This window comes from Pseudoalteromonas sp. NSLLW218, from assembly GCF_015864775.1.
GTDB lineage: Bacteria > Pseudomonadota > Gammaproteobacteria > Enterobacterales > Alteromonadaceae > Pseudoalteromonas.
In genome coordinates, this window is the sequence record NZ_JADYWO010000013.1 from 63,377 (window position 1) to 88,170 (window position 24,794).

The following is a 24,794-nucleotide window of genomic DNA, read 5'->3' on the forward strand; positions in this document are numbered from 1 at the left end:
TGCAAACAATAAGGACGTGTTTTTATATAATTAAAAACGCTTACGGGGCAACTTCAAAACGATCTCGACCATTCTTTTTAGCTAAATATAAAGCTTGGTCAGCGCGTTTCATTACTTTATCTAAAGGCTCATTAGGCGTTTGCATTGCAACACCAATGCTTACTGTTAAGTGGCGAGAATTTTGAACATTTATGGTGTGCGCAATGGTAATTAATTGTTTTGAAAAATCACACGCTTGCATCATATTATTTGTAGGCAAGTAGCCGCCAAACTCTTCACCGCCGAGGCGAGCAAATTTGTTTTTATACGTAAAAGCATTGTCGTATTTAGTTGCTAGTTCTTTAAGCACTACATCACCTACGTCATGACCAAATTCATCATTAATTGCTTTAAAGTGGTCTATATCGATAATTAAAATAACGAAAGGTGAGAGCTGAGCATCTTTAGCGTGCTGATAAAAATAACGTCTGTTATGCACCTTAGTTAAATCGTCAATGATTAGCTCACGCGCTAATCGGTTATTGATACTTTGTACAAAGCGCATCGTTTTAAATAAACCATAGGAAGTTAAAAGCATGCCGCTGGTTCTGCATAAGTCTTCAAAATAAATACTTACCCAGTAAGGCTGCACAACTAACTCATCTAGTACATCAGCAGTAGCTCCAATACTCCAAAGTAATAAACCTAAACTAGAAAAAATATATGCCTGCTTAGATAGTTCAGAGCATTGGACCATCCAAAATAAAAATACAAGTACAATTAAATTAATAAAATCGGTGGTAAAACCGTAAACATTGTTTTGAACTTGCAAGGGAGGGAAGTTGGTTAGGGAGTAGGCTGAAAAAATAGCAATATAGATCAATAAAGCTAAACTTAAAACTTTATTGATCAAAGGCATTTTATAAAAATTAGAAAGTTTAACGGTAAGTTTTACAGTTTCAATCATATTAATTGCTAGGTTTTTCAGTACTTCATTTAAAAACTATAGCACAATAATAAAAACCCTCGCGAAGATAAAACCCACAATACCCCCCAAATTTATACTTAAACTACGGTACTAAGTCCCCACAATCCCAATACTAAAATAGTAATGCCAATCATAGCCTTAGTTTTATGTTTGCTAATGATTCGCTCTGCTTCATTACCTGCATAATAAACAATAATGGCCAAGCCAAAGTAACGAATAGAACGCGCGATACCCGAAGCCAATAAAAATAGCCAAATAGAGTACTTAGTCGCGCCTGCTGCAAGCATCGCTATTTGAAACGGAATAGGCACTATGCCCAGTGTTATTACAAACCAAAAACCTTGATCTTGCATTTGTTGTTTAACGTTTTCAAATTGCTCAGGGCTCGAAAACGTATTAATAATCCAATCGCCAACCGCATCAAATAAATAATAACCTAACGCATAGCCAAACAATGCACCCACTATGCAACCTAAAGTCGCCATTAACGCGATAAGCCATAGTTTTTCACGACGAGCCTGCATTAACGGCACTAATACAGCCTCAAGTGGAATAGGCACTATGGTTGACTCTAAAAACGACGCCACTGTAATACCGCTAAGCATATGCTTAGAATCAATAAAATTACGTGTTTTTTCTTTTAGCTTTTTTTGAATGGCCATAGTAAATCCTTTTCACTTATAAATAAGAACAAGAGTATTCAATGAGCTAATAATTACATATTTAGGTTAATACACGCTGAAAACAGTGTACTAAATTTATCAGGTTCTAATGCATTAACAAATTAGTAATATCTATAATAATATTTTATTATGTGCGCATGTAGTTAGATTCCCTATCACAGTAGTTATTAATTTATGCAAAGTGCGCGTTTTATTCCCTTTAGAAAGCAAGATATTGTTGATATGTGTAGCCAAGAGCTCAATAACAACACACAACAAACATCGTTTAAACAATTCTGCGATTTACTAGCAAGCCTTATTCATTACGATTACCACGCAACACTTGAATCACTTAAAAACAACTACGCCCCTTTTGATCCCAACAGTGACACGCGATCGTTAGCGCCAGTATCGGCTGATCAAAAAGCGCAGTGCCAACGTGAGTTTGCTAAAGATTTTGCCAAGGTGCTTAATGCCGCTAATTTTGAAGTGATCACCAATGAAGACTTACAAGATGCATTAAATGAAGAGTCGCTATTTAAGGTGCGCCTTGAAGTTGAATTTGACGACTTTGAAGAAGTCGTATTTTATCGCCGTGGCGAGTCGCAACTCACTGAAACGATTACCAGCTTTTGGGGCCTTCGTAAAAAGCCGCTGCACTTTACTAATTACGACCGTGTTGCTGTGTTTATTCGCTTTAAAGATAGCGCTTATTTTAAAGCTAAAAATAAAACACCAATGGGATTTGAGCCAAGTTCAACCATAGTAAAGCTGTTTCAAAATGTACCAAAGGCCGATCTCGAAATGCTATTTCCTAATAGTGAAGTACGCATGCGCCCTATCGATAAAGCAATTATTGGCTCATCGGCTTTAGTTGGCGGTGCAGTGGTACTTATAACTAAACTTGGCGCATCAATCGTATTATTGCTTACTCTGTTTGCTTTTTGGGGTGGTTTTAGAAGTGAAGCTGTAGAAATGACCCAACAACATTTTATTACCTTTGCTATTGGCATGGGAGTATTTGGCAGCTTTATTTTTAAAGAATGGAGTAAGTTTAAAAACCGTAAAATTAAATTTATGAAAGCGCTTAGCGATAATCTCTACTTTAAAAACCTCGATAACAACGCGGGTGTTTTTCACACGCTTATTGATGCTGCCGAAGAAGAAGACATAAAAGAAGCCCTGCTTGCTTATACTTTTTTATTAAAATCAGAAAGTGGCTTAAGCGCACAAATGCTTGATGAACAAATAGAAGCGTGGTTTAAAAGCAAATACCAGTGCGATCTTGATTTTGAAATTACTGACGCGCTTGAAAAGCTGGTACGTATGCGTTTAGTAACGTGCACTAATGACGTGTATAGCGCAATAAGTTTAGACCATGCAAAAGCTATTTTAGATGAACGTTGGGATAATCTGTTTCAGTATAATTAATGTAGTATTTTTGCTAAATAATTACCCAAATAAAAAGCAGCTATAATTATAGCTGCTTTTTTGATTACACTATTAATAGCTAATACTTAAGCTAATTCAGCCTCTTTTTGCTTATTAAACTTCGCATGCACTAATTTATAAAGTGCAGGCAATATTAATAGCGTAAGTAGAGTTGATGAAATAATACCGCCAACTACCACGGTTGCCAGTGGCCTTTGTAGCTCAGCACCGGTGCCTGTATTTAGCGCCATAGGGACAAACCCTAAGCTTGCCACTAAAGCGGTCATTAATACTGGGCGCAAGCGCGAAAGTGCACCGGTTTGTATCGCATCAATTAAACTAAGCCCATCGGCTCTTAATTTTTTAATAAACGACAGCATAACCACACCGTTTAATACGGCTACGCCGCTTAGGGCAATAAAGCCAACGCCTGCCGATATTGATAACGGCATATCGCGTAGCAATAACGCAAGCACACCACCGGTAAGCGCAAGTGGTACGCCGCTAAATATAATTAACGAATCACGCAGCGATCCAAAGGCGCTGTACAATAAGCCAAATATAAGTAATAAAGTAACCGGCACCACCAGCGATAAACGCTTACTTGCTGATTCTAATTGCTCAAACGTGCCGCCATATTCAATCCAATAACCACTTGGTAAATTAAGATCTGAATTTAAAGCCGCCTGCGCATCACTTACAAAGCTTGCTAAATCGCGCCCCTCTACATTTGCAGTTACCACTACGTTACGTTTGCCGCTTTCACGGTTTATTTGATTAGGCCCTTTTTCAATGCTGATTGTCGCCACTTCGCCAAGCGGTACAAATGCAAGGTCTGGGTTAGCACTTTTTGGCACTGCCACCGGCAAACGCGCAAGCTGTGTTATATCCCTAGACCAGCGTTCATCCAAACGCACTAATAACGAAAAGCGTTTATCGCCCTCAAAAATAAGCCCTGTTTGCACACCGCCTACCGCAGCGCTCACACTTTGCTGTATATCGGTTACGGTTAAACCTAGTAGCGCCATATGATCGCGAAGCGGCGTAACCGAAAGCGTTGGCAAACCTTCCATTTGCTCAAGGCGTACATCGGTTGCACCTGTTATGTTTTGCACCAAGGCTGTGGCTTTTTCGCCGTACTGTTTTAATGTTGATAAGTCATCGCCATAAATACGCACTGCAACATCGGCGCGCACACCGGCTATTAACTCGTTAAAGCGCATTTCTATCGGCTGCGTAAATTCATAGTTATTACCTGGCACTTCATTTACTAAATGGCGAATTTGCTTAACGAGTTCTTCTTTAGATAAAGTAGGATTTGGCCATTGATCGCGCGGTTTTAACATTAAAAAAGTGTCGGCAACGTTAGGTGGCATCGGATCGTTTGCTACATCGGGCGTACCAATTTTTGAAAATACTTTTTCAACTTCAGGTATGGCTAAAATGGCTTGCTCTAGCTCTTTTTGCATTTTTACCGATTGCTCAATACCGGTACCGGTAATACGCAGTGCATGCATGGCTATATCGCCCTCATCTAGCTGCGGTAAAAACTCAGCGCCCATATTTTTAACTTTAAAGCCAAGTGCAATCACTAAAACACCCGCAATACATACCATCACCCACGGTAACTTAAGCGATAGACCAAGTAGCGGTTTATAGCCTTTTTTAATACCGCGCATAACTGCATTTTCGCTTTCACTCACCTTGCCACGTACAAATACCGCAATAGCGGCAGGTACAAAGGTAACGGCAAAAATAAGTGCGCCAACTAGTGCGGCAACAACGGTAAATGCCATTGGCTGAAACATTTTGCCCTCAACCCCGCTCAGTGCAAATAACGGTAAATACACCAGCATAATAATTAAAATGCCAAACACGGCAGGGCTGAACACTTCTTTAGTGGCGGCGGTTACCACATTTAAACGCTCGTTTAATGTAAGCAACCTGCCATGTTTATGCTGAGCCATACCGAGTTGACGCAGGCAGTTTTCAACCACAATAACAGCGCCATCAACAATTAAACCAAAGTCGATTGCGCCTAGACTCATTAAATTACCCGATACCCGATTACCCACCATACCTGTAATGGCAAATAACATACTCAGTGGAATAACCATTGCCGTAATCAATGCGCCAGTTACGTTACCCAGTAGTAGCAGTAAAATAACAACCACTAATACAGCACCTTCGAACAGATTAGTTTTTACAGTTTCTATGGTTTTATCAACAAGGGTTGTACGGTCATAAACTGCCTCAACCACAACACCTTCAGGCAAGCTTAGCTGTACGTCTTTAAGTTTATTTGCCATGGCTTTTGCAACTACGCGGCTGTTTTCGCCAATTAACATCATGGCAGTACCGAGTACGGTTTCCTCGCCATTATAAGTGGCTGCGCCTGTTCTGAGCTCTTTTCCTAAACGCACGTTAGCCACATCTTTTATGCGAACGGGTGCATCATCTCGCTTAGCAACAACCGTGTTGGCTATATCATCAATGCTTTTTAATTGCCCTGGTGAGCGCACTAAATATTGCCCATCAAAGCGCTCTATAAATCCGGCACCTTGATTGCTGTTATTTAATTTAAGAGCAGTAATAACATCGCTTAGCGTGAGCTTGTAAGCAAGTAGTTTTTCGGGCATTGGCGCTACTTGGTACTGGCGCTCAAAGCCACCTTGGCTGTTTATTTCGGTAACGCCTTTCACTTTTAAAAGCTGCGGGCGAATAACCCAATCTTGCAAAGTACGTAAGTCTTCTGCACTAAATGGGGTTCCATCGCCTTTTAATGCGTCTTTATTTGCATGCACCGAGTAAGTAAAAATCTCCCCTAGGCCACTGGCAATTGGCCCTAAGTTTGGCTCAATATTGGCAGGTAAATCTGAGCGAATACTTTGAATGCGCTCACTAATTTGCTGGCGCGCCCAGTAAATATCGGTGCCTTCGTTAAAAATAACGGTTACTTGCGAGAGCCCATAACGCGAAATCGAACGAGTATAATCAAGCTTTGGTATGCCCGCCATCGCAGTTTCGATTAAATAGGTAATGCGCTGCTCGCTCTCAAGCGGGGTAAAACCAGGCGCTTTGGTATTTATTTGCACTTGCACGTTAGTAATATCGGGTACGGCGTCAACCGCTAAGTTTTGTGTGTTGTATACGCCAAATCCTGCAAATAAAAGCGTTAGTGCAAGCACCATCATGCGGCGTTTAACCGCAAAAGAAACTATCCAGTTAATCATGCTGTCTCCTAGTGTGAGTGGCTAGCGCCGCTTTTTAAAATATCTGCTTTTATTACATAACTGTTCTCAGTTACGTACTCACTATTAACAGAAAGTCCTTCTAACACTTCAACCCATTCACTATTTTTAGCACCGAGCTTTACAGCGCGTACTTCAAAAACATTACCGCTTTTAATAAACACGCTAGATTTACCGTTAAATTCCTGAATAGCAGTCGCTTTAACGCGTACAGCCGCATTTATATTTGCAGTGCTAATATCGCTATTAACGTGCATGCCTGGTCGCCAATGCCCGTCTGGATTTTTAAGCTCAACCCGAGCGCGCGCAATATGCCCGCCGCTCATCATTGGCGCGATAAAAAACACCTCGCCTTGCGCGTTTAAATGATGATGTAAGTCGTACACTTTAGCGTTTTGACCTATGGCTAACTTTTCAATATTTTCAGGAAATGCCGATAACTCAACCCATACCGTTTTTAGATTTACTATTTGCATTAGCGCACTACTGGCAAGTTCGCCGCGTTTTAAATACTGCTCGGTAATAACGCCGGTTATCGGGCTTTTTATGATGTAATTTTGCAGTGTTTCGCGGTTAGTTACGCTTGCAAGCTTGTCGCCTTTTTTAACGTTTTGACCAATGCTGGCAAATATATCGTTAACTAAACCGGTGTAAGGCGCCATTACTTCAACAGTGCCGTGCGCTGTTGGCGCTATTACACCAAATAAAGTATCAGTTAGCTCAACTGCGCCGCTCTTTGCGGTCTCAGTTTTAATACCAGCGCGCTCAATTGCTTGCTCGCTTAATGTGGTGCGCCCTTCTTCTTGCTCATAATGATAATTTATTTCGGCCCCTTTATACTTAGCGATAACATCAAGCTTAAATGAGTGCGGCTCGTTTACACTTACGGTACTTACTAAATAGTCATCTTCAGCTTTAAAGCGAACAAGCTGTGGTTTTTCACTTAAACGCTGCACATTAATAGTTACGCTTAACTGGTTTATATCAACGGCTTTATTATTATCAAAGCCATAAATTCGCAGTTCCGTATTGCCTGCAAACTGCGTTAATTTAAGCTCTAAATCAAGTTTGTTATTGGTTAGTAAAAATCCGCCGTGAGGACCTTTTTCTGCGTGTTCATCTTTATGACCTTCTTCGTGACTTTCTTCATGATTGTCGTCAGATGCCATAGCCGTGCTACTAAATAGCGGGAATGCAAACAGCTGGGTAATTAATAATGCGATAAGAGTTTTATTCATGATTGATGAGTCTCGATTAAAGGTTGGCCAGTTAAACGCTCTAGAGTAAGTAGCACTTGATATAGCTCGCTATGAGTGGTGATAAGTGCGCGTTTAGAATCAAATAAAGCTTGTTGAGCGTCGAGTAATTGCAATACCGAAATTTGCCCTTGCTGATAACTTTTTAAGCTTTGCTTTATAAGCGTTTGCGCCTGTGGAATAACCTGCTGCGTTAACAGCATTGCTTGCGCAGCTTTACCTTGGTAATACGCGTACAAGGTGCGTATTTGCTGGCGAAGTTGAATACGTAACTGCCCTTGCTGCTCATTCAGCAGTGCAAGCTGGCTTTGAGCCGCTTCAATATTACCGCTGTTAGAATTACTCAGTTGTAGCGGCATAGAAAACGAAAATACAAACGAGCTGGCATCTGTTTGTTGGTTATAACGCACGCCGCCGCTAAGTGTTAAATCACTTTCCCCGTTTGATTTTTGTAGCGATAAGTTAGCCGTTTGCTGCATATATTGCTGCTGTAACAAAGCAAAGTCTGGTGCTGTATTTACTGCATCAAGTAATGCTTGCTCATTTTTAAGCTCAGTAATTATAGATAAATCCCCAGCATAATAATCACTGAGTAATTGCTTTTGCCAAAGCTCATTTAGTGCTAAGCGCGAGCGCTCAAATTCACTTTGTAGCATTACGGTATTTAGATCTACTTGGCTTAATGCGTAGCGCATACGTGTTACATCAGCTTGTGAAACTGCGCCCGCTTCAGCGCGTTTTTCTATTGCCTTAAGCGCCTGCTTAACAGTACTTTTACGCTCACTATTTAAAGCTATTAACGCCTGAAACTTAAGTACTTGGTAATAACGCTCAGTAGTAGTAGCAAAAAGCGCTAAGCGCGTATTTTTATACTCAATTGTTTGCGCTTTTATATTTGCAGTCGCGTAATTAACGCGGTTCTGCCGTTTATCGCCAAGCTCTATTAATTGACTCAGTGCAAGTGTGTACTGCGCCCCCGAAAATGCATGGGAGCCGTGGGTCCCTAAAAAATTTTCAGCTTCAAAACTCATCTCTGGATTAGGTGCAAGCGCAGCCTGGGTTTTAAGCGCACTCAATATTTTTTGATGATAAGGGTAGCGTTTAAGCTGTAAGTTTTGCTGCTCAGTATTTGTAAGCGCTTGCTTAAGGGTTAATACTTTTTGATTTTCGCTGTTAGCAAATGCGCTAAATACAGGCAATACGCACAGTAGTGCCACCAGCATTATTGGTTTTTTATTCATATAGCGTGTCCGTTTTTAACAAACAGTGGGTGTTTTACAAATCGTAAGCACCCTAAATAGGCAAAATAGTACCTTTAACGCATATAAGCGCAGGCAATAAAATGCACTGAAATTATCTAAAAAAATAATTAAACTAGCTAAGTGAATTAGGCGGCGGAACATCTGGCGGATAATTTAAGCCTTTGTAACAAGCAGGCTGCGTTGCTTGGCTTTGCTCAGGACTTATTGGATGATTTAGCGTACTGTAGTAACCACAGTGGCAATGTTGATGGGCATGAATTTCAGTAGGTGATTGAGCGTCTTCATCTTCTAAACTTGTTTGAGAATGAATATGGGTAACGTGATCGACTTCTTCTTGTAAATGATACACGGCCGCGTCACAGCTAATAAAGCTGTGTACAAGCACTAGGAGTATCACGACTAAAAAGTAGTTTGAGCGCATTGCGACCTATAAAATCCAAAAATACAATTAACAACGCACGCACAATACATTAAACACTTCAAAAAGTAACGAGCTACTTTCTATACATTGATGGCGACATACCCACCGACTTCTTAAAACGTTTGGAAAAAATAAAAATATTAGAATACCCCACATAACTTGCCACATGAGAAATTGGCCAAGCCGTGTTTAACAATAAGTTTTTAGCCCGTTCAATGCGTAAATAAATAAGTTGTTGTATTGGGCTTTTACCAAATTGCGCTTGGCATAAACGATGCAAATGCGGCGATGAGTAATGCACATGTTCGCACATTACCTCTATTGTCCAATTGAACTGCAAGCGCTTGTCTACCTCTTCAAACAAACTAATTAAACGGTTATGCGCCGCACCCTGTGAGTTATTTTGCAGCGTAGCATTTAAGTAATGACTTAAAATAGGCATGACGCTTTCGCGTAAATTAGCATTAGGCTCGCTATATAAAAGCTCCATAGCCAGGTGTAACGGCTCAAGCTTTTGATCGGTTAACACCAATGCTTGCGCTAAGTTTAAATGTTGCCAACGTTTAGTGTTTGCAAGGTTTAACCAAATAATATCCCAATGTTCAGCATCAATTTTAACTTCAAAGCTTTGCTTAGCGGGTAGCACAATAAGTGTATTGGCATTGAGCGTGTACTGCTCATTTTGTGTGGTTAATTTACCCTGCCCCGCGAGCGTATAAAAAAGTGTATGTTCTAATGGCGCTGTACGTGCTACGCAATAACGACCCGATAGGTTTGAGCAACCCGCAAGTGCTATTTCAAGGTTTGGCATTTGCGCGAGCGTTTGTGAATCAATAAAGCGTTCTATACAACGCGGACCAATATCGAGTATGTCTTTAATGTTATAGCGCATAATTACAATGATAGTTTTGGATAAATAAAAGAGAGCTTTAAGCATAACCCCTGCGATTATTTTTAGCTATATTTAGCGCATTATAATTGCCCGCTTATGCAATAGGATAAACATGACCTCTTTACAGCACATAATTAATCGCCGCGATTGGGAAAACCCAATTTCAGTACAAGTTAATCAAGTAAAAGCGCACAGCCCACTCAATGGTTTTAAAAGCGTTGAACATGCCCGTACTAACACACAATCGCAAAAGCAAAGTTTAAACGGTCACTGGGATTTTAAATTATTTGATAAACCCGAAGCGGTCGATGAGTCGTTGCTAAGTAAAACACTAAACAGCGACTGGCAAAGCATTACTGTGCCTTCTAACTGGCAATTACACGGTTTTGATAAACCTATTTACTGTAATGTTAAATACCCGTTTGCAGTTAACCCGCCTTTTGTACCAAGCGATAACCCTACAGGCTGTTACCGCACTGAATTTACGATTACGGCGGATCAATTAGCTCAGCGTAATCATATTATTTTTGAAGGCGTTAACTCGGCGTTTCACCTTTGGTGTAACGGGCAATGGGTGGGTTATTCACAAGATAGCCGCTTGCCAAGCGAGTTTGATTTAAGCGAACTGTTAGTTGCAGGCACCAACCGTATTGCCATTATGGTTATTCGCTGGAGCGATGGCAGTTACTTAGAAGATCAGGACATGTGGTGGCTAAGCGGTATTTTTCGCGATGTTAACTTACTTACAAAACCGCAAAACCAAATACGTGATGTGTTTATAACCCCCGATTTAGACGCTTGCTACCGTGATGCAACGCTACATATAAAAACCGCGATTAATGCGCCAAATAACTATCAAGTAGCAGTGCAAGTTTTTGATGGGGAACAGGCGCTATGTGAGCCACAGATTCAAAGCACTAACAATAAACGTGTTGATGAAAAAGGTGGCTGGAGCGATGTTGTATTTCAAACAATTGATATACAAAGCCCTAACAAATGGACCGCCGAAACCCCTTACTTATACAGCTGTGTTGTAAGCCTGTTAGATGAGCAAGGCAACACTGTAGATGTAGAAGCCTACAACATTGGCTTTAGAAAAGTAGAAATGCTTAACGGGCAGCTTTGTCTAAACGGCAAGCCGCTACTTATTCGCGGCGTTAACCGCCACGAGCACCACCCAGAAAACGGTCATGCAGTTACTACCGCCGATATGATTGAAGATATTAAGCTGATGAAGCAAAATAACTTTAACGCCGTGCGTACTGCTCACTACCCTAACCATCCACGCTTTTACGAGTTATGTGACGAACTAGGTTTATACGTAGTGGACGAAGCCAATATAGAAACCCACGGCATGTTTCCTATGGGGCGTTTAGCAAGCGATCCGCAGTGGGCCGGTGCATTTATGTCGCGCTATACGCAAATGGTTGAGCGCGACAAAAACCACGCCTCAATTATTATTTGGTCACTAGGAAACGAATGCGGACACGGCGCAAATCATGATGCTATGTATGGCTGGTCAAAAAGCTTTGACCCTTCTCGCCCAGTGCAATACGAAGGCGGCGGTGCAAATACAACGGCTACCGATATTATTTGCCCTATGTACGCCCGTGTAGATACCGATATTAAAGACGATGCGGTACCTAAGTTTTCAATTAAAAAATGGTTAAGCCTACCAGGTGAAACTCGCCCGCTTATTTTATGCGAATACGCTCACGCAATGGGTAACAGCCTAGGTAGCTTTGACGATTACTGGCAAGCATTTAGAGAATACCCGCGTTTGCAAGGCGGCTTTATTTGGGATTGGGTAGACCAAGGTTTATCTAAAACTGACGAAAACGGTGAGCATTACTGGGCTTACGGTGGCGACTTTGGTGATGAACTAAATGACCGACAGTTTTGTATAAACGGGTTATTGTTCCCAGACCGAACACCACACCCTAGCCTGTTTGAAGCTAAATACAGCCAACAGCATTTACAATTTACATTGCGTGAGCAAAATCAAAACCAATACACCATTGAGGTATTTAGCGATTACGTATTTAGGCACACCGATAACGAAAAGCTCGTTTGGCAATTAATGCAAAATGGCGTGTGTGTTGAGCAAGGCGAGCAAGTACTTAATATAGCGCCGCAAAGTACGCACACGTTAACGATTAAAACTAAAACAGCGTTTGAGCAAGGTGCGCAATATTACCTTAATTTAGATGTAGCGCTAATTAACGACTCACACTTTGCAAACGCTCAACATATTATGGATACCGAGCAGTTTAAGCTAATGAACAGTAATAATTTAAACGATAAATCATTTACACCAACCTCTAAGCAAAGCGCTATAAGTGTTAATGAAACTGACTCCCACCTAAATATTGAAAACGATAAGTTTAAACTTATTTTTAACAAGCAATCAGGGCTTATAGACCAGTGGTTACAAAACGATACTCAGGTTATTAGTAGCCCACTGGTTGATAACTTTTATCGTGCGCCACTTGATAACGACATTGGTGTAAGCGAAGTAGATAACCTAGATCCTAATGCGTGGGAGGCTCGTTGGTTGCGTGCAGGTATAGGGCAATGGCAGCGCACATGTAGCTCAATTCACGCAGTGCAATCAAGTGTTGATGTACGTATTACTTGTGTATTTAATTACGAGTTTAACGGCGTGCTACAGGCTCAAACACAGTGGCTATATACACTAAATAATACCGGTAATATTAGCCTAAATATTAACGTGCACTTAAACGATATCCTGCCGCCAATGCCGCGTATAGGGCTAAGTACAACGCTTAATAAGCAAAGCGATACAAAAATAAACTGGCTAGGTTTAGGGCCTTTCGAAAACTACCCAGATCGCAAAGCCGCAGCACGTTTAGGTTATTACAGCTTGAGCTTAAATGAGCTACATACACCGTATATATTCCCAACTGATAATGGTCTGCGTAGCGATTGCCAATTACTGAGTATTAATAACTTAACCGTGACTGGCGCGTTTTTGTTTGCAGCTAGCGAGTATTCTCAAAGCATGTTAACTCAGGCGAAACACACTAACGAACTAATTGCTGATGATTGCGTACATGTACATATTGATCATCAACATATGGGGGTTGGTGGCGATGATTCATGGAGCCCAAGTACACATAAAGAATATTTACTCGAACAAAAACAGTACAGCTATTCTTTAACATTATCTGCTAAATAATTTAAACAAAAATAGCGGCCAAATTGGCCGCTGTTTTTTAAATTTATAAACGTTATTTATTAGCTAGTTTTTTAGCTAATACGTTATCAAGCGAAAAACTTCCCGCTCCTTGAATGGCAAGTGCAGCCATTACAACAAGTAACGTTAACGCATATTCGTAGCCATTGTTTGCCATAAACAAACCATGACTAATATGCACGCTAAAAATAGCAATTAGCATAGTAAAGCCAGCAACAACCGCTGCTGGGCGTGTTAATAAACCAATAACCAAGGCAATACCACCAAAAAACTCTGCACTACCGGCCATCATTGCTAACCAGTAGCCTGGCTCTAAACCAATACTCGCCATCCATTGACCTGTACCTTCAAGGCCATAACCGCCAAACCAAGCAAATAATTTTTGTGCACCATGCGCAGCTAAAATAAGGCCCACAGGCACTCGTAAAATTAATGCTGCTGCGCCTGCTTTTGAGCTAAGTAATGTGTTTAGCAATTTCATGAGTTTTAGTCCTGTTTAATTTATTTGAGCGTTAGATTTCTTCTAACCGTTGAGCACAGTTTACTATCATCATTTGCAAACATTAATACCAGCATTATTGGTTAATTATCAATGCAGTGTTTTTAATTTATTTAATACCAATTCACTTAATTAAGTGATCTATTTTGAGGATGGAAAAACGTGTTGATAACTAGGCAAAAAATTTGCTATTTAGTTGTTCTAAATGAGAATTTTTTAACGCAGATAGCGATACGTTTAGCCCCGCAAAATGATTAAGTATTATTGCGGATTGGTATAACTCACAAAAAAGCCGCTAGCTTTAAACGTTAGCGGCTTTAAGTTTTAAGTTACTTTAAAATGATTAAGCAACAGCTTGCTCTAAAATTTCGCGGCTTTCTTTAAGCGTAATAGCTTGGTTCTCACCAAGTGCTAGCATGCCATGCGCTTCAAGTTTGCCAATAATGTTGTCAATCGCAGCTGCTTTATCATCGCCATGCTCAGTAAGCACAGTTGCTACGTCAAGGCTGTGGTAAAACGCTTCAATTGCTTCAATTGTTTTCTCAGCTAAGTCGTCAGATTGCTCAAGACCAAATACGTTTTTACCCATTTGCTCAAGCTTTGCTTTTTTAACTGCAAATTGGTTGCGTAGTAAAGAAGGCTGAACAATAGCAAGTGAACGAGCATGATCAACACCGTAAGCAGCTGTAAGTTCGTGGCCAATCATGTGTGTTGCCCAATCTTGCGATACACCAGAACCAATTAAACCATTAAGTGCTTGGTTAGCTGCCCACATAAGGTTTGCACGCCATGCATCGTCTTGGTTTTCAAAGTTATCGCCCAGTGTTTTAAGCGTTCTTAAAAGCGCCTCTGCGTAACCTTCTTGAACCAATGCTGTTTCAGGGAATGTTAGGTACTGCTCACAGGTATGAACCCATGCATCTACTAATCCATTCACAAGTTGGCGCTGTGGTAATGTTTTCATTACATCAGGGTCCATAATCGCAAATTTAGGAAGTACTTCTGGTGATGCAAACGGTAGTTTTTGCTTCGTTGCTTCTTTGCTCACAACTGAGTTTTGGTTAGACTCTGAACCCGTTGCAGGCAATGTTAATATTGCACCAATTGGTAATGCACTAGTAATAGTGTGCTTACCAGTAGGAATATCCCAACCTTCTCCATCATAAACTGCAGATGCTGCAATGTATTTAACGCCGTCGATTACTGAACCGCCGCCTACACCTAGTACAAAGTCGATGCCTTGTTCTTTACAAATTTTTACTGCTTGGTCTAGTACTTCTATAGTTGGGTTAGCGCCTACACCCGAAAATTCAACCCAGTCAAAGCCTTCAAGTGCTGCTGCAACTTGGTCGTACACGCCGTTCTTTTTAATTGAACCGCCGCCGTACACTACAAGTACTTTTTGATCCTTTGCGATCAAATCAGTTAGTGAGGCAATTTGTTCTTGGCCGAACTGGATAAGTGTTGGGTTTACGTAGCTAAATTTCATTATTTTGCTCCTAGGTGACGGTTAAATACTAAATATAATGCTTAGTTACTCACTAAGCTAAACTTCAATGAGTGCATATTAGTGGCAAAACAAACATAAAAAAAGCCCAATAACTCGCAAAATCTTGCCTAAAACTGTCAACATTGATATTTTAAGCAAAATTCGTACGATAGTAGATGCTTTAATGTCCTCAATAGCCAACATGATGCAAAAATTTGCAGAGCACAATAATTTACTTAACTTTGAAGGCAACATGGAAACCATTATTCCAGGTGTGTATTTTCATCGTGCAAGTAAAAGCTCGCCGCGCCAGCCACTTATATATAACTCAGGTATTATTATTGTTGGGCAAGGACATAAGATAATTCATTTTCCTGATCATCAAATAAAATATGGTGAAGGCGACTACCTTGTTTTAGGTGTGCCTGTGCCACTTGAATGCGAAGCTTTTACCGATAACAACCTACCTGTTATGGGTATTGTTATAGATATAAACCCGGTAATGTTACATAAATTAGTAAACCAAATTGGTACACATAAGCCATTCACTACTGGGCAAATGAGTGGCGTTCAATCGGCTAAAATAGATGGCGCAATGGAGCAAGTAACACACCGTTTACTTAGCGTGCTTAATAACCCCATTGAGGCTGACGTTTTTGGCGAAGATATAGTAAAAGAATTGGTATATCGTGTACTTTGTGGGCCACAAGGACATACTTTAATAGGGCTTGCTATGCATGATGGGCATTATGCGCGTATCGCCCGTACGCTCTCAACTATGCACAGTAGTTATGCCAATCAAATTACAGTTGAAGGATTAGCTGAAGATGTAAACATGAGCGTATCGTCGTTCCATCGTGCTTTTAGGCAAGTAACGTTTGAGTCACCTTTGCAGTATTTAAAAAAAGTACGCTTAGCTAAGGCTAAAGAGCTTATAACCACTAGTGGAAGTAAAGCCAACGAAGCTGCATTAAAGGTTGGCTATACGAGCCCATCGCAATTTAGCCGCGAATTTAAACGCCACTTTAATAAAACACCTAGTGAAATGTTAACTCAACTACATAGCTAAAGATAATGGTCTTAGAGATGTAAATTAACCGAGCGAGTTAATCTTAAGCACTGCTTTTTTGGTGTTTAGCAAAGCTTGCTTAGTAAATTGGCGATTAATAAGTTGGCTAAAAATAATAGTAAATAACGTTGAGCAAATGGCAGCTGTTGCGTACACCTGCCAAATCATAAAATTATGTTTTAACATAAACGCAATCACCGCAAAAAATACACACCCACCTAATGAACCAATAATACCGCCATTAAGAATTTTAAACGTTGAGGCTTGTTTGTCACTAAAGTGGGCAACACTGCCCATTACCGCCAAAATAACCGGAAAGGTAGAGATTAACCCGCTCCACGCAGACCCTATATGCTGTGATATAAACGTAACAAGCACGATAAAGCTCGTCACTAATATCATTTTTACCGGAAGCTCCCAGCGGGCATTTAATGGTTTTGCATCAACTGATATATTTAGCTTTGTAGAGATAATAGTTAAACCGAGTAAAATACAAAGCGAAACCACACTCGCCACAATAATATTCACTGGTAAAAATAAAGTAATAACGCTAAATACACACCAAATACTTAACGCTGTAAAAAGCGATTTAAGCATTCCAAACCTTCGTGATACAACCAAGTAACTAAAACAAAATAAACCTATGCCGCTCATTCCATATAAAGATGCCACAGCAGAGTTTGCAGCAAATAATTTACCTTGCTCTAATGCTATAAAATAAGATATTGGGCCCGAGGTGATAGGCAAGCCAGGAATTATGCCGCTAACAAAACTACCAAAGCGTTTTTGGGCGAATGTTATTAGTAAAATAAGCAAAGGTGCAATTATGAGTTTAAGCAGCATGAATAACAATAAAGTATGAGAGTTGGAATCGAGTTTACGTGGCTATACCTACATTGTAGAGTGAATAAAAATCATGCATGTAGTGTGATTTTTTTCACCTGTAAATATTAAGTAATTTATCAAAATACTGATTAATAGTTATAAAAAAACCACTTATTAAAGTGGTTTTTTAGCTTAACTTAAACAACAGCATTTATACTTTTTTAAATAAAATCTCTGGGTTTACCATGGTTTTCATTTCAAGCACATTGCCATTTGGATCTTCAATAAAAAACGTTTCTTGCTCAAACTCATCACCAATAAAACGACGGTATGGTTTATCTAGGTATTCAATACCCGCATCTTCAATACGTTTTTTTAATCCATTAAATTCATCTTCAGATAAGTGAATCCCAAAGTGGGGTACTGCTACAGCTCCCATATCAACATCATGGCGAACTGTTGGTAAGCGCTCAACACTCTGGTGCAAGGTAAGTTCATTACCCCAAAAGTCTATATCTACCCAGCGACCTTCTTCACTGTTACCGGTTTTACAGCCTAGTACGTCACAATAAAACGCTTTAGCCACTTTTAAATCGCCAGCCGGAATAGCCAGATGTAAACAGTTAGACATAAATAACCCTTGGTTAACACTTTAATACATTAAATTATCGCCATTATACATAATTTGTGATTTATAGAACATTAACAGCAGCGCTATTAAGCATATTTAATACCTAAAAGTCGTTTAAAAAACACGCTTTTTAAATGTGTAATTACTTATAACATTTATTTGTTAGAGAGTATTAGAAAGCGCAAAAGGATTAGTTTAAAATGCGCCGCTATGATTAAATTCTTACTTTTAAAATTCATTACTTTCTTTTTAGGCTTTGTAGCTTGCTTTGCTATGCACACTACTTTTGCACTGCCTTTAGTAATTTCTGCTGCGCTAACGGGGCTTATTGGCTCGTTTATTCCCTTTCCTGCGCGTTATAAAAATCATCCTTATGCTGCAATTTATGCTGGTAGCTTTGCCGGTATGTGTTCAACCCATTTAATTACCAGTTACTGGGAAATTGCTATTATTTCGCTTATTGGCTCAAGTTTGTATGTGCTTACTATGAATATGTTTACGGGTTTTGGTGGCAAGCTTGGCAGTGTAGCTTTTGCAAGCGTGGCACTTTTTGTATTAGCTAAAGGAATTGTATTATGAGTATTGAATACCCGTTACTTGTACTGCTTGGGGCTTTTTTAACATTTTATTTAGCTAAGCATAGTCGCTTTGATGGGGTTAGAGCGTCGTCTTCACTTTCCATTATTGCTTATTTAATTTTTAGCGCTTTAAATTTGAACTCCGATTTATACGCAATTGTATTTTTTGGCGGCACATTCATAGGTATGAGCGCCCCACATCGATTTGGTATTTATACCGTAGCAAGCTCATCTATTTTGTTTTCAATATTATTTGAGTTCCTTGTACCAAAACTTGACGGCTACGGCGGTGCGTTGGGTATTAGTGCATTTTTATCTGTATGTATCTGCCATACTTGTATTTTGTTAGGTGCCCCAAGAAGTAAAAAGCCGCCACCAGTTCAATAAAAAATTATTGAGCTGGTCAAGTTTCTCCCAGCATTCGCTTTAATATAGTAGAGAATTTAGAGTGTAAAATATTCATGTTTTAAGCTGTTCTTTTTCTCTGCAAGTCTGTTAGAATCTCCCGCGAACTTTATTTACCCTAAATAAAGACAATCATATATGGATTTATGAAAATGAAAAAACTAATCGCAGTAGCTGCACTATCTTTACTTCCTTTCTCAAACGCAATGGCTGACCAAGATATTGGTTGTGGTCTTGGTTCTATGTTATTTGCTGGTCAGCAAGGTAAAGGCGTTAAAATTTTAGGCGCTACAACAAACGGTACATCTGGTAACCAAACTTTTGGTATCACTTTTGGTACTCTTGGTTGTGATGGTACTGGTACAGTAACTTCTTCAGAAAAAATCGCTTTATTCATTGACGGTAACATGGAGCAACTTGCTCGTGATATGTCAAAAGGTGAAGGCGAAACTTTAGCTACTCTAGCTGAAGCTTGGGGTGTTGCAGATCAAGATAAAGCAGCGTTCAATAAGCTTGCTCAAGCACAGTTTTCTTCAGTATTTACTTCTGAAAACGTGACTTCACAAACAGTTTTAGAAAACCTAAACACTGTTCTTGCAAGTAACGCACAACTTGCTTCTTATACTCTTTCTTAATCAGCTAAATTAGCCGGTTTTATACGTATAAATAAAGCCGCTGGAGTATTTCTCTAGCGGCTTTTGTAATTTAGTGATTATGAAAAAAATATTATTTGGTTTACTGCTCGCACTTTTTAGTACTTACTCAAACGCTCAAAGTATTGAAACAAATACATTAGCAACACACCCTTACTGGCTTAAATTAGGTCACTACCGCGGGGCCATATTAGGTGATTGGAAAAGTGAAGCAGACAGTGCTGAGTTTTTTTTATCTCCTACAGGTAAAACAAGCCCATATGACGAACTTAAAGCCACTATAGCCGCATTTAGTGGTAAAAATACTGACCCAAAAACAACACAATATCGTTGTCAGTTTCCTGCACGTTATAAATGGCTAAAAACAAAAATTAAAAATAACTGGCCCGAACTTAATTGCCCAGAGCTACAGGCGTGGCAAAAAATAATAAACCCTAGAGGGGTTACGTTAGTTTTTCCAACTGCATTTATGAATAGCCCATCATCAATGTTTGGCCACACTTTACTTCGTATTGATGCAAAAGATCAGACTCGCCATAAAGAGTTGCTCGCATTCGCAGTTAATTTTGCAGCAGAACCAGACGGCTCAGATAACGCAGCTATGTATGCACTAAAAGGCTTGATTGGCAGCTACCCAGGTAAGTTTTCACTTATGCCGTACTATAAAAAAGTACGCGAATATAATGACTTAGAATCTCGTGATATTTGGGAATATAAACTTAATTTATCAGAGCCACAGGTAGAGCTCATTTTATTGCACTTGTGGGAGCTACAATTAGCTACATTCGATTACTTTTTTATTGATGAAAACTGCTCTTACCAATTACTTGCATTATTACAACTTGCGCAAGAGGACCTTGATTTAACATCGTCATTTAATATGCAAGCTATTCCATCAGATACCGTTGCAGTACTAAGAAATAACAACTTATTACAAACACCTAATTACCGCCCTGCTTTTGGTACTAAGCTAAACCATTACTCTACTCAGATGACTGACGAACAACTTGATGATGCAAGAGAGTTAATGCAAGGTGGCTCTCTCAATACTCGTAATTACTCACAGTCGCAATTAGTCGCTATATTAGAAATGGCGTATGAATGGTTAAATTTTGAATTTTACGATAAAGCATTAAATCGTGAAGAAATTGCCCCGCGACTAACTAAGCTACTCCTAATGCGCAGCAAATATAAAGTAGCCTCGCCATTTACTAAGCCAAGCCGCCCTATTGCTTCTCCAGAGCAAGGTCATGGTTCTTCTAAAGTATCGCTAGGTAGGGTACAAAATAATAACCAAGCAAACCTTACAAATTTTGGTTATAGGCTTGCGTATCATGACTTACTAGATAGGCCTGAAGGTTTTATAGCGGGTGCACAAATTAGTTTTTTTGATTTGGAAACCTCTATTACTGACGAAGGAAATGCAGATATTGAACATTTTTACTTATTAGATGCTATGTCGCTTGCACCCGATAATCGCGTATTTGATAGCTGGTCGTGGAACTTTAAAATGGGCTTTGACCGACAACCAAGTGACAGTAAACGTTTAGGCCGCTTTTTTACAAAAGGAGGTTATGGTAAATCTTATGGCGATCCTAATAATGTACACGGCTATATTCTTAGTCAATTTGAGCTAAATACAGGCGATATAACCGACCGACTTAGTACAGGAATAGGCAGCGAAGCCGGTGTAATTTGGCAAATAAACAATAACCATAAACTCGCTTTAACTGGCAATATATTATGGCTAACTGATAACGCAGCAAGTAAGCACAGCGAAATAGCTATAACATGGAATTACGCTGTTTCTCGCAATGTATCGCTGCGCAGCAAATTACAGCATGCTCAATGGCATAGCCATAATTCATCAATGAGTTTAGCTATGCAGTTTTACTTTTAACTTATTCAACATTATTTATGTTTAATGCTACTTGTAGGGTAGCCAAATAGCACTCTACATTTAGCTTTTATTCCTGATGCCTTATAAACACTTTTAAATAAGTGCTCCCACTGATGAAACGTAATAACGACTGGGTTATTGCTATTAAGCTGCCCTATAATGCCGTATTTACAAGGCTTTGATTTATCTTCTTCTACAAAGGTGCCAAATAACTTATCCCAAATAATAAGTACACCTGCAAAATTTTTATCAAGGTAACCTGCATTTATTGCGTGATGAACTCGATGATGCGAAGGCGTATTAAAGACTTTTTCAAACCAGCCTAACTTACCCACTATTTGAGTATGTACAAAAAATTGATACGCCAAATTTAATGCAACCACGCTAAATACTGTTAGCGGTTCAAATCCAATTAAAATCATAGGTAGCCAAAACATCCACATACCGGCTACGGGGTACATTAAGCTTTGCCTAAATGCGGTGGTGAAATTCATTTTAGTTGAACTATGGTGCACCACATGTGCAGCCCACAACCAATGAATATGATGCGATGCTTTATGAAACCAATAATACAAAAAATCTTGCAGTAAAAATGCAAATGCAATACTTAATATACTCACTTCAATATCAAACAATCTATAGTCATACAACCAATTAAATAAAGGCATTAATAGCAGTAACGCAATAGCATCGGCGCCTTGGTGCAATAGCGCTAACACTGTATTTGCTAAGCTATCTTTTATGTCGTAATAGCGCTTAAACTTAATAAACTCAGAGCAAACAAATATCAAAAATAATGGGCTCAGAGCGAGTAAAATAATTTCTGAGTTCATGCTTTACCCACCAAAAAATAATTATTTAAATTGTTTAACGCTTGGGTTATATCTTTTGTAATAACATATTTAAGTAATGCATTTGGCATCCACCACGGAGCTGAGCAGCTTATGCAATAGTTAAGTTCGGTAACTAAAGTATTGATGTCTTTATTTGCAATGAGGTATATATCGCCTCGATGATTAGCTACTGGTTTATCGCCTACTATTTGATAACTGATATGATTTTGATCGGCACTGATTATTTGCTCTGAAAACGTTATTTTACCTATTTTTACTTGCCTAACAGATCCTTTCCCGCCTTCTATTTGCCCTTCGTTTTGTGCTTGTAGCAGCTTAAATTTGGCATTAAAAAATCGATGCAACTGTTGATGATCCAATAGTGTGCTTATTATTTGCTTTGGCTGTGCATTAAGCGTTTGTTTAATTGTTATAAGTATCATTTTTACAGCAAGAGGTTATTAGGCATTCAACTAGCATATAAAAATTTAACGTGGCAAACTTGCTAATACACGACTATTTTTTAGCTTTAGATGACAAATGCACACATTAGCTGATCATTACTTTTCAAGTATTCTTGATTACTTACAAGCGCAAGGCATTAATACTAAAACGGCTTTGCACGCTATTAGCTTTGACGAATTTAGTAATCAGCATACCCATCAATTAGCGCCGCGTATTAGTTTAAATAGTTACAATGCTTTATTAGTTTATGGCAAGAAAACACTTAACGACCCTCTTTTTGGTTTTACCCTAGGTCAGCAAATTCGCACTGCTGACTACGGCGTTTTAGGTTACTTAATTGAATCAAGCGATAACTTAAGCAGTGCCATTAAAGCATTGTTAAGCTACGACAGCTTGGTGGCTGATATTGGTAAGGCCAAGTTTGAACTAAATACTGATACAGCAACTATTCGTTGGATTGCTCATCAAAGTTGTAATGAGCATGTAGTTTTACGAAACATGACCGCGTGGGTAAGTGTAATTCGCCAGTTAATAAACTTAACGCTTTCGCCAAGTAGTATTAGTTTCACTTATAATTGGTTGCCATTGCAAAGACGCGCCCTTGAATCATGGTTTAAATGCCCTGTAAAAAGCAGTGCTGAATATAATCAAATTAGCTTTCCGAGCCATTATTTAACGCTGCCCTTTAAAACCGATAACGCCATTATTAATTCTACTTTTAAGCAATTGTCAGAGCAGCAACTCTCTAACTTTAAAAGCCAGCAGCGTATTGACGATAAAGTTAATCAGTTACTTACAGCTAAAACCACCTTGCAAAACTGCAACCTAATAGGCATAGCTGATGCGCTCAATTTAACACCCCGAACGCTACAACGACGCTTAAAACAACAAAACTTAACCTTTGCTCAGTTACTTGAAAAAGAACGTAAAAAACGTGCAGATGCATTAATAGCCAGCATGCCACTTGCTGATTTATCTAATATTTTAGGATTTAAAGATCAAAGCTCTTTTAATCGCGCATTTTTACGCTGGCATAAGTGCTCGCCATTAAAATTTACAAAAAGCGCTAAATCAAAGTAAGGTACTAATGCTGTTTATTTACATTAAATAAACATAAAATGTATACCTTTTAAGCAGCAATCTTTACACTAGCGATAATATTATTTAAAAAGATTTGTTTATGTTAGTGCGTGTTGTATTTAGTGCCTGTGTATTTATGTTTTATAGTGCCATATGTAACGCAGACCCCGTCACATTTATAGCTGAAGACCTTCCTCCTTATCACTTTAAAAATCAGCAAGGTGAAGTAAGCGGCGCTTTAGTCGACATTGCCAAAGCCGTTGTGAAGCAAACAAACTTAACCGCTAATTTTGAAATAATGCCTATGGCCCGCGTTTTTAAGGAGCATCAAACAAGTACCAACGCGATAATGTTGTCTTTGTTAAAAACCCCAGAGCGGATTAATAAATATACGTGGTTAGGCGAAGTGTACTTCGCAGATGCCTATTTAATTAGTTTAAAAAACCATGTAGATGAAGTCGTTCACTTAAATTTTGCTAAAGAGTATAAAGTAGCAACCATTCGAGGCTACCTGAGTGAGGCCTACTTAAAGCAAAAAGGCTTTACCGAAAACAAAAACTTGATACTGGTCAGCTACTATAACCAACTTTGGCAAATGCTTTATAAAAACCGAATCGACTTTGTAGTAACTAATACACTTACACTTGATAACGAGTTAAAAAGCCTAGAACTCGATCCTAGCCTAATAACAAAACGAATTCATTTAAGCGATCTGCCCTCTTCACTTAATTTTGCAGCAAGTAAGCAACTTAATCCTAAAACAGCTAAAGCACTCTCTGACGCATTAAATAATATTAAAGAAAATGGTGAATACCGTGCCATTTTAAACAAGTGGCAACTTTTATTACCAAACACGACTAACTTGCAGCACTAACCATGGTTAAAGCCCGACATTAGTTATTGGCAGTGGTTATTTAGTTATTTGCTAAACGCTGCAAGGCAAACTACAAAATTAATACCCCCCAAAAAAACTACACTTTAGCGCCAAAGGCCACGTTAAACATCATT

Annotated in this window: 22 protein-coding genes; 9 read left to right on the forward strand and 13 right to left on the reverse strand. The window is 39.2% G+C overall.

Annotated elements, in window-relative coordinates:
• Window positions 1-40: 40 nt before the first annotated feature.
• Window positions 41-946, reverse strand: coding sequence for a GGDEF domain-containing protein (locus I6E80_RS17665; protein WP_024605788.1), 906 nt, complete (start codon window positions 944-946; stop codon window positions 41-43).
• Between the two features lie 98 nt (window positions 947-1,044).
• On the reverse strand, window positions 1,045-1,629 hold the full coding sequence (locus I6E80_RS17670) for a YqaA family protein (RefSeq protein WP_024600650.1): 585 nt from the start codon (window positions 1,627-1,629) through the stop codon (window positions 1,045-1,047).
• A 195-nt stretch (window positions 1,630-1,824) separates the two neighbouring features.
• Here I6E80_RS17670 and I6E80_RS17675 point away from each other — a divergent pair, with 195 nt between their 5' ends.
• Window positions 1,825-3,060 (forward strand): TMEM143 family protein, encoded by a 1,236-nt coding sequence (locus I6E80_RS17675; RefSeq protein ID WP_197186101.1) that lies wholly within the window; start codon window positions 1,825-1,827, stop codon window positions 3,058-3,060.
• A gap of 86 nt (window positions 3,061-3,146) precedes the next feature.
• Here the strand turns inward: I6E80_RS17675 and I6E80_RS17680 are convergent, their stop codons facing one another.
• From I6E80_RS17680 to I6E80_RS17700, 5 genes are all read right to left on the reverse strand, one after another.
• A complete protein-coding gene (locus I6E80_RS17680; protein ID WP_197186102.1) occupies window positions 3,147-6,293 on the reverse strand; it encodes an efflux RND transporter permease subunit in 3,147 nt (1,048 codons plus the stop codon).
• A gap of 8 nt (window positions 6,294-6,301) precedes the next feature.
• Window positions 6,302-7,549: an efflux RND transporter periplasmic adaptor subunit gene (locus I6E80_RS17685; RefSeq protein ID WP_170072682.1), complete on the reverse strand. Its 1,248-nt coding sequence runs from the start codon at window positions 7,547-7,549 to the stop codon at window positions 6,302-6,304.
• Window positions 7,546-8,808: a TolC family protein gene (locus I6E80_RS17690; protein WP_197186103.1), complete on the reverse strand. Its 1,263-nt coding sequence runs from the start codon at window positions 8,806-8,808 to the stop codon at window positions 7,546-7,548. The genes I6E80_RS17685 and I6E80_RS17690 overlap by 4 nt, the downstream gene beginning before the upstream one ends.
• A 133-nt stretch (window positions 8,809-8,941) precedes the next feature.
• Window positions 8,942-9,250 (reverse strand): hypothetical protein, encoded by a 309-nt coding sequence (locus I6E80_RS17695; RefSeq protein WP_024600694.1) that lies wholly within the window; start codon window positions 9,248-9,250, stop codon window positions 8,942-8,944.
• 73 nt (window positions 9,251-9,323) lie between these two features.
• Window positions 9,324-10,142 (reverse strand): helix-turn-helix domain-containing protein, encoded by an 819-nt coding sequence (locus tag I6E80_RS17700; RefSeq protein WP_197186104.1) that lies wholly within the window; start codon window positions 10,140-10,142, stop codon window positions 9,324-9,326.
• A 112-nt stretch (window positions 10,143-10,254) separates the two neighbouring features.
• Here I6E80_RS17700 and I6E80_RS17705 point away from each other — a divergent pair, with 112 nt between their 5' ends.
• On the forward strand, window positions 10,255-13,341 hold the full coding sequence (locus I6E80_RS17705) for a beta-galactosidase (protein ID WP_197186105.1): 3,087 nt from the start codon (window positions 10,255-10,257) through the stop codon (window positions 13,339-13,341).
• A 52-nt stretch (window positions 13,342-13,393) separates the two neighbouring features.
• Here I6E80_RS17705 and I6E80_RS17710 read toward each other — a convergent pair whose 3' ends face one another.
• Window positions 13,394-13,840 (reverse strand): DoxX family protein, encoded by a 447-nt coding sequence (locus I6E80_RS17710; protein WP_197186106.1) that lies wholly within the window; start codon window positions 13,838-13,840, stop codon window positions 13,394-13,396.
• Between the two features lie 361 nt (window positions 13,841-14,201).
• Window positions 14,202-15,347, reverse strand: a complete 1,146-nt coding sequence (locus I6E80_RS17715) for an iron-containing alcohol dehydrogenase (RefSeq protein WP_197186107.1) — start codon at window positions 15,345-15,347, stop codon at window positions 14,202-14,204.
• Window positions 15,348-15,531: 184 nt separating this feature from the next.
• On the opposite strand from I6E80_RS17715, the gene I6E80_RS17720 reads away from it, so the two are divergent.
• Entirely contained in the window at window positions 15,532-16,416 is an 885-nt protein-coding gene (locus I6E80_RS17720) for an AraC family transcriptional regulator (RefSeq protein ID WP_076925329.1), read from the forward strand.
• 24 nt (window positions 16,417-16,440) lie between these two features.
• Here the strand turns inward: I6E80_RS17720 and I6E80_RS17725 are convergent, their stop codons facing one another.
• Both I6E80_RS17725 and I6E80_RS17730 read right to left on the reverse strand, forming a co-directional pair.
• Window positions 16,441-17,259, reverse strand: coding sequence for a hypothetical protein (locus tag I6E80_RS17725; RefSeq protein ID WP_197186108.1), 819 nt, complete (start codon window positions 17,257-17,259; stop codon window positions 16,441-16,443).
• Between the two features lie 193 nt (window positions 17,260-17,452).
• Window positions 17,453-17,872: a VOC family protein gene (locus tag I6E80_RS17730; RefSeq protein WP_197186109.1), complete on the reverse strand. Its 420-nt coding sequence runs from the start codon at window positions 17,870-17,872 to the stop codon at window positions 17,453-17,455.
• A gap of 273 nt (window positions 17,873-18,145) precedes the next feature.
• On the opposite strand from I6E80_RS17730, the gene I6E80_RS17735 reads away from it, so the two are divergent.
• The 4 genes from I6E80_RS17735 (at window position 18,146) to I6E80_RS17750 (ending at window position 21,408) form a co-directional block, all read left to right on the forward strand.
• Entirely contained in the window at window positions 18,146-18,451 is a 306-nt protein-coding gene (locus I6E80_RS17735; protein WP_002962854.1) for a hypothetical protein, read from the forward strand.
• Window positions 18,448-18,837: a hypothetical protein gene (locus I6E80_RS17740; RefSeq protein ID WP_024600699.1), complete on the forward strand. Its 390-nt coding sequence runs from the start codon at window positions 18,448-18,450 to the stop codon at window positions 18,835-18,837. Before I6E80_RS17735 ends, I6E80_RS17740 begins: the two co-directional genes overlap by 4 nt.
• Window positions 18,838-19,007: 170 nt before the next feature.
• Window positions 19,008-19,490, forward strand: a complete 483-nt coding sequence (locus I6E80_RS17745) for a DUF3015 domain-containing protein (RefSeq protein WP_024589733.1) — start codon at window positions 19,008-19,010, stop codon at window positions 19,488-19,490.
• Window positions 19,491-19,569: 79 nt separating this feature from the next.
• Window positions 19,570-21,408: a DUF4105 domain-containing protein gene (locus I6E80_RS17750; protein ID WP_197186110.1), complete on the forward strand. Its 1,839-nt coding sequence runs from the start codon at window positions 19,570-19,572 to the stop codon at window positions 21,406-21,408.
• An 11-nt stretch (window positions 21,409-21,419) separates the two neighbouring features.
• Here the strand turns inward: I6E80_RS17750 and I6E80_RS17755 are convergent, their stop codons facing one another.
• Both I6E80_RS17755 and I6E80_RS17760 read right to left on the reverse strand, forming a co-directional pair.
• Window positions 21,420-22,241 carry a sterol desaturase family protein gene (locus I6E80_RS17755; protein ID WP_197186111.1) on the reverse strand — a complete coding sequence of 274 codons (822 nt, stop codon included), beginning with the start codon at window positions 22,239-22,241 and terminating at the stop codon, window positions 21,420-21,422.
• A complete protein-coding gene (locus tag I6E80_RS17760) occupies window positions 22,238-22,684 on the reverse strand; it encodes an SRPBCC family protein (RefSeq protein ID WP_076925293.1) in 447 nt (148 codons plus the stop codon). Before I6E80_RS17760 ends, I6E80_RS17755 begins: the two co-directional genes overlap by 4 nt.
• Window positions 22,685-22,781: 97 nt before the next feature.
• On the opposite strand from I6E80_RS17760, the gene I6E80_RS17765 reads away from it, so the two are divergent.
• Entirely contained in the window at window positions 22,782-23,786 is a 1,005-nt protein-coding gene (locus I6E80_RS17765; protein WP_197186112.1) for an AraC family transcriptional regulator, read from the forward strand.
• Between the two features lie 100 nt (window positions 23,787-23,886).
• Window positions 23,887-24,660, forward strand: coding sequence for an ABC transporter substrate-binding protein (locus tag I6E80_RS17770; RefSeq protein ID WP_197186113.1), 774 nt, complete (start codon window positions 23,887-23,889; stop codon window positions 24,658-24,660).
• Window positions 24,661-24,794: the final 134 nt, after the last annotated feature.

What these genes read in the sequence shown, in the direction of transcription:
- I6E80_RS17765 (WP_197186112.1), top strand. Translation starts at nt 22,782, where the DNA reads ATGCACACATTAGCTGATCATTACTTTTCAAGTATTCTTGATTACTTA.
- I6E80_RS17670 (WP_024600650.1), bottom strand. Translation starts at nt 1,629, where the DNA reads ATGGCCATTCAAAAAAAGCTAAAAGAAAAAACACGTAATTTTATTGAT.
- I6E80_RS17730 (WP_197186109.1), bottom strand. Translation starts at nt 17,872, where the DNA reads ATGTCTAACTGTTTACATCTGGCTATTCCGGCTGGCGATTTAAAAGTG.
- I6E80_RS17770 (WP_197186113.1), top strand. Translation starts at nt 23,887, where the DNA reads ATGTTAGTGCGTGTTGTATTTAGTGCCTGTGTATTTATGTTTTATAGT.
- I6E80_RS17755 (WP_197186111.1), bottom strand. Translation starts at nt 22,241, where the DNA reads ATGAACTCAGAAATTATTTTACTCGCTCTGAGCCCATTATTTTTGATA.
- I6E80_RS17720 (WP_076925329.1), top strand. Translation starts at nt 15,532, where the DNA reads ATGTCCTCAATAGCCAACATGATGCAAAAATTTGCAGAGCACAATAAT.
- I6E80_RS17665 (WP_024605788.1), bottom strand. Translation starts at nt 946, where the DNA reads ATGATTGAAACTGTAAAACTTACCGTTAAACTTTCTAATTTTTATAAA.
- I6E80_RS17760 (WP_076925293.1), bottom strand. Translation starts at nt 22,684, where the DNA reads ATGATACTTATAACAATTAAACAAACGCTTAATGCACAGCCAAAGCAA.
- I6E80_RS17685 (WP_170072682.1), bottom strand. Translation starts at nt 7,549, where the DNA reads ATGAATAAAACTCTTATCGCATTATTAATTACCCAGCTGTTTGCATTC.
- I6E80_RS17735 (WP_002962854.1), top strand. Translation starts at nt 18,146, where the DNA reads ATGCACACTACTTTTGCACTGCCTTTAGTAATTTCTGCTGCGCTAACG.
- I6E80_RS17705 (WP_197186105.1), top strand. Translation starts at nt 10,255, where the DNA reads ATGACCTCTTTACAGCACATAATTAATCGCCGCGATTGGGAAAACCCA.
- I6E80_RS17750 (WP_197186110.1), top strand. Translation starts at nt 19,570, where the DNA reads ATGAAAAAAATATTATTTGGTTTACTGCTCGCACTTTTTAGTACTTAC.
- I6E80_RS17725 (WP_197186108.1), bottom strand. Translation starts at nt 17,259, where the DNA reads ATGCTGCTTAAACTCATAATTGCACCTTTGCTTATTTTACTAATAACA.
- I6E80_RS17740 (WP_024600699.1), top strand. Translation starts at nt 18,448, where the DNA reads ATGAGTATTGAATACCCGTTACTTGTACTGCTTGGGGCTTTTTTAACA.
- I6E80_RS17675 (WP_197186101.1), top strand. Translation starts at nt 1,825, where the DNA reads ATGCAAAGTGCGCGTTTTATTCCCTTTAGAAAGCAAGATATTGTTGAT.
- I6E80_RS17700 (WP_197186104.1), bottom strand. Translation starts at nt 10,142, where the DNA reads ATGCGCTATAACATTAAAGACATACTCGATATTGGTCCGCGTTGTATA.
- I6E80_RS17745 (WP_024589733.1), top strand. Translation starts at nt 19,008, where the DNA reads ATGAAAAAACTAATCGCAGTAGCTGCACTATCTTTACTTCCTTTCTCA.
- I6E80_RS17710 (WP_197186106.1), bottom strand. Translation starts at nt 13,840, where the DNA reads ATGAAATTGCTAAACACATTACTTAGCTCAAAAGCAGGCGCAGCAGCA.
- I6E80_RS17715 (WP_197186107.1), bottom strand. Translation starts at nt 15,347, where the DNA reads ATGAAATTTAGCTACGTAAACCCAACACTTATCCAGTTCGGCCAAGAA.
- I6E80_RS17690 (WP_197186103.1), bottom strand. Translation starts at nt 8,808, where the DNA reads ATGAATAAAAAACCAATAATGCTGGTGGCACTACTGTGCGTATTGCCT.
- I6E80_RS17695 (WP_024600694.1), bottom strand. Translation starts at nt 9,250, where the DNA reads ATGCGCTCAAACTACTTTTTAGTCGTGATACTCCTAGTGCTTGTACAC.
- I6E80_RS17680 (WP_197186102.1), bottom strand. Translation starts at nt 6,293, where the DNA reads ATGATTAACTGGATAGTTTCTTTTGCGGTTAAACGCCGCATGATGGTG.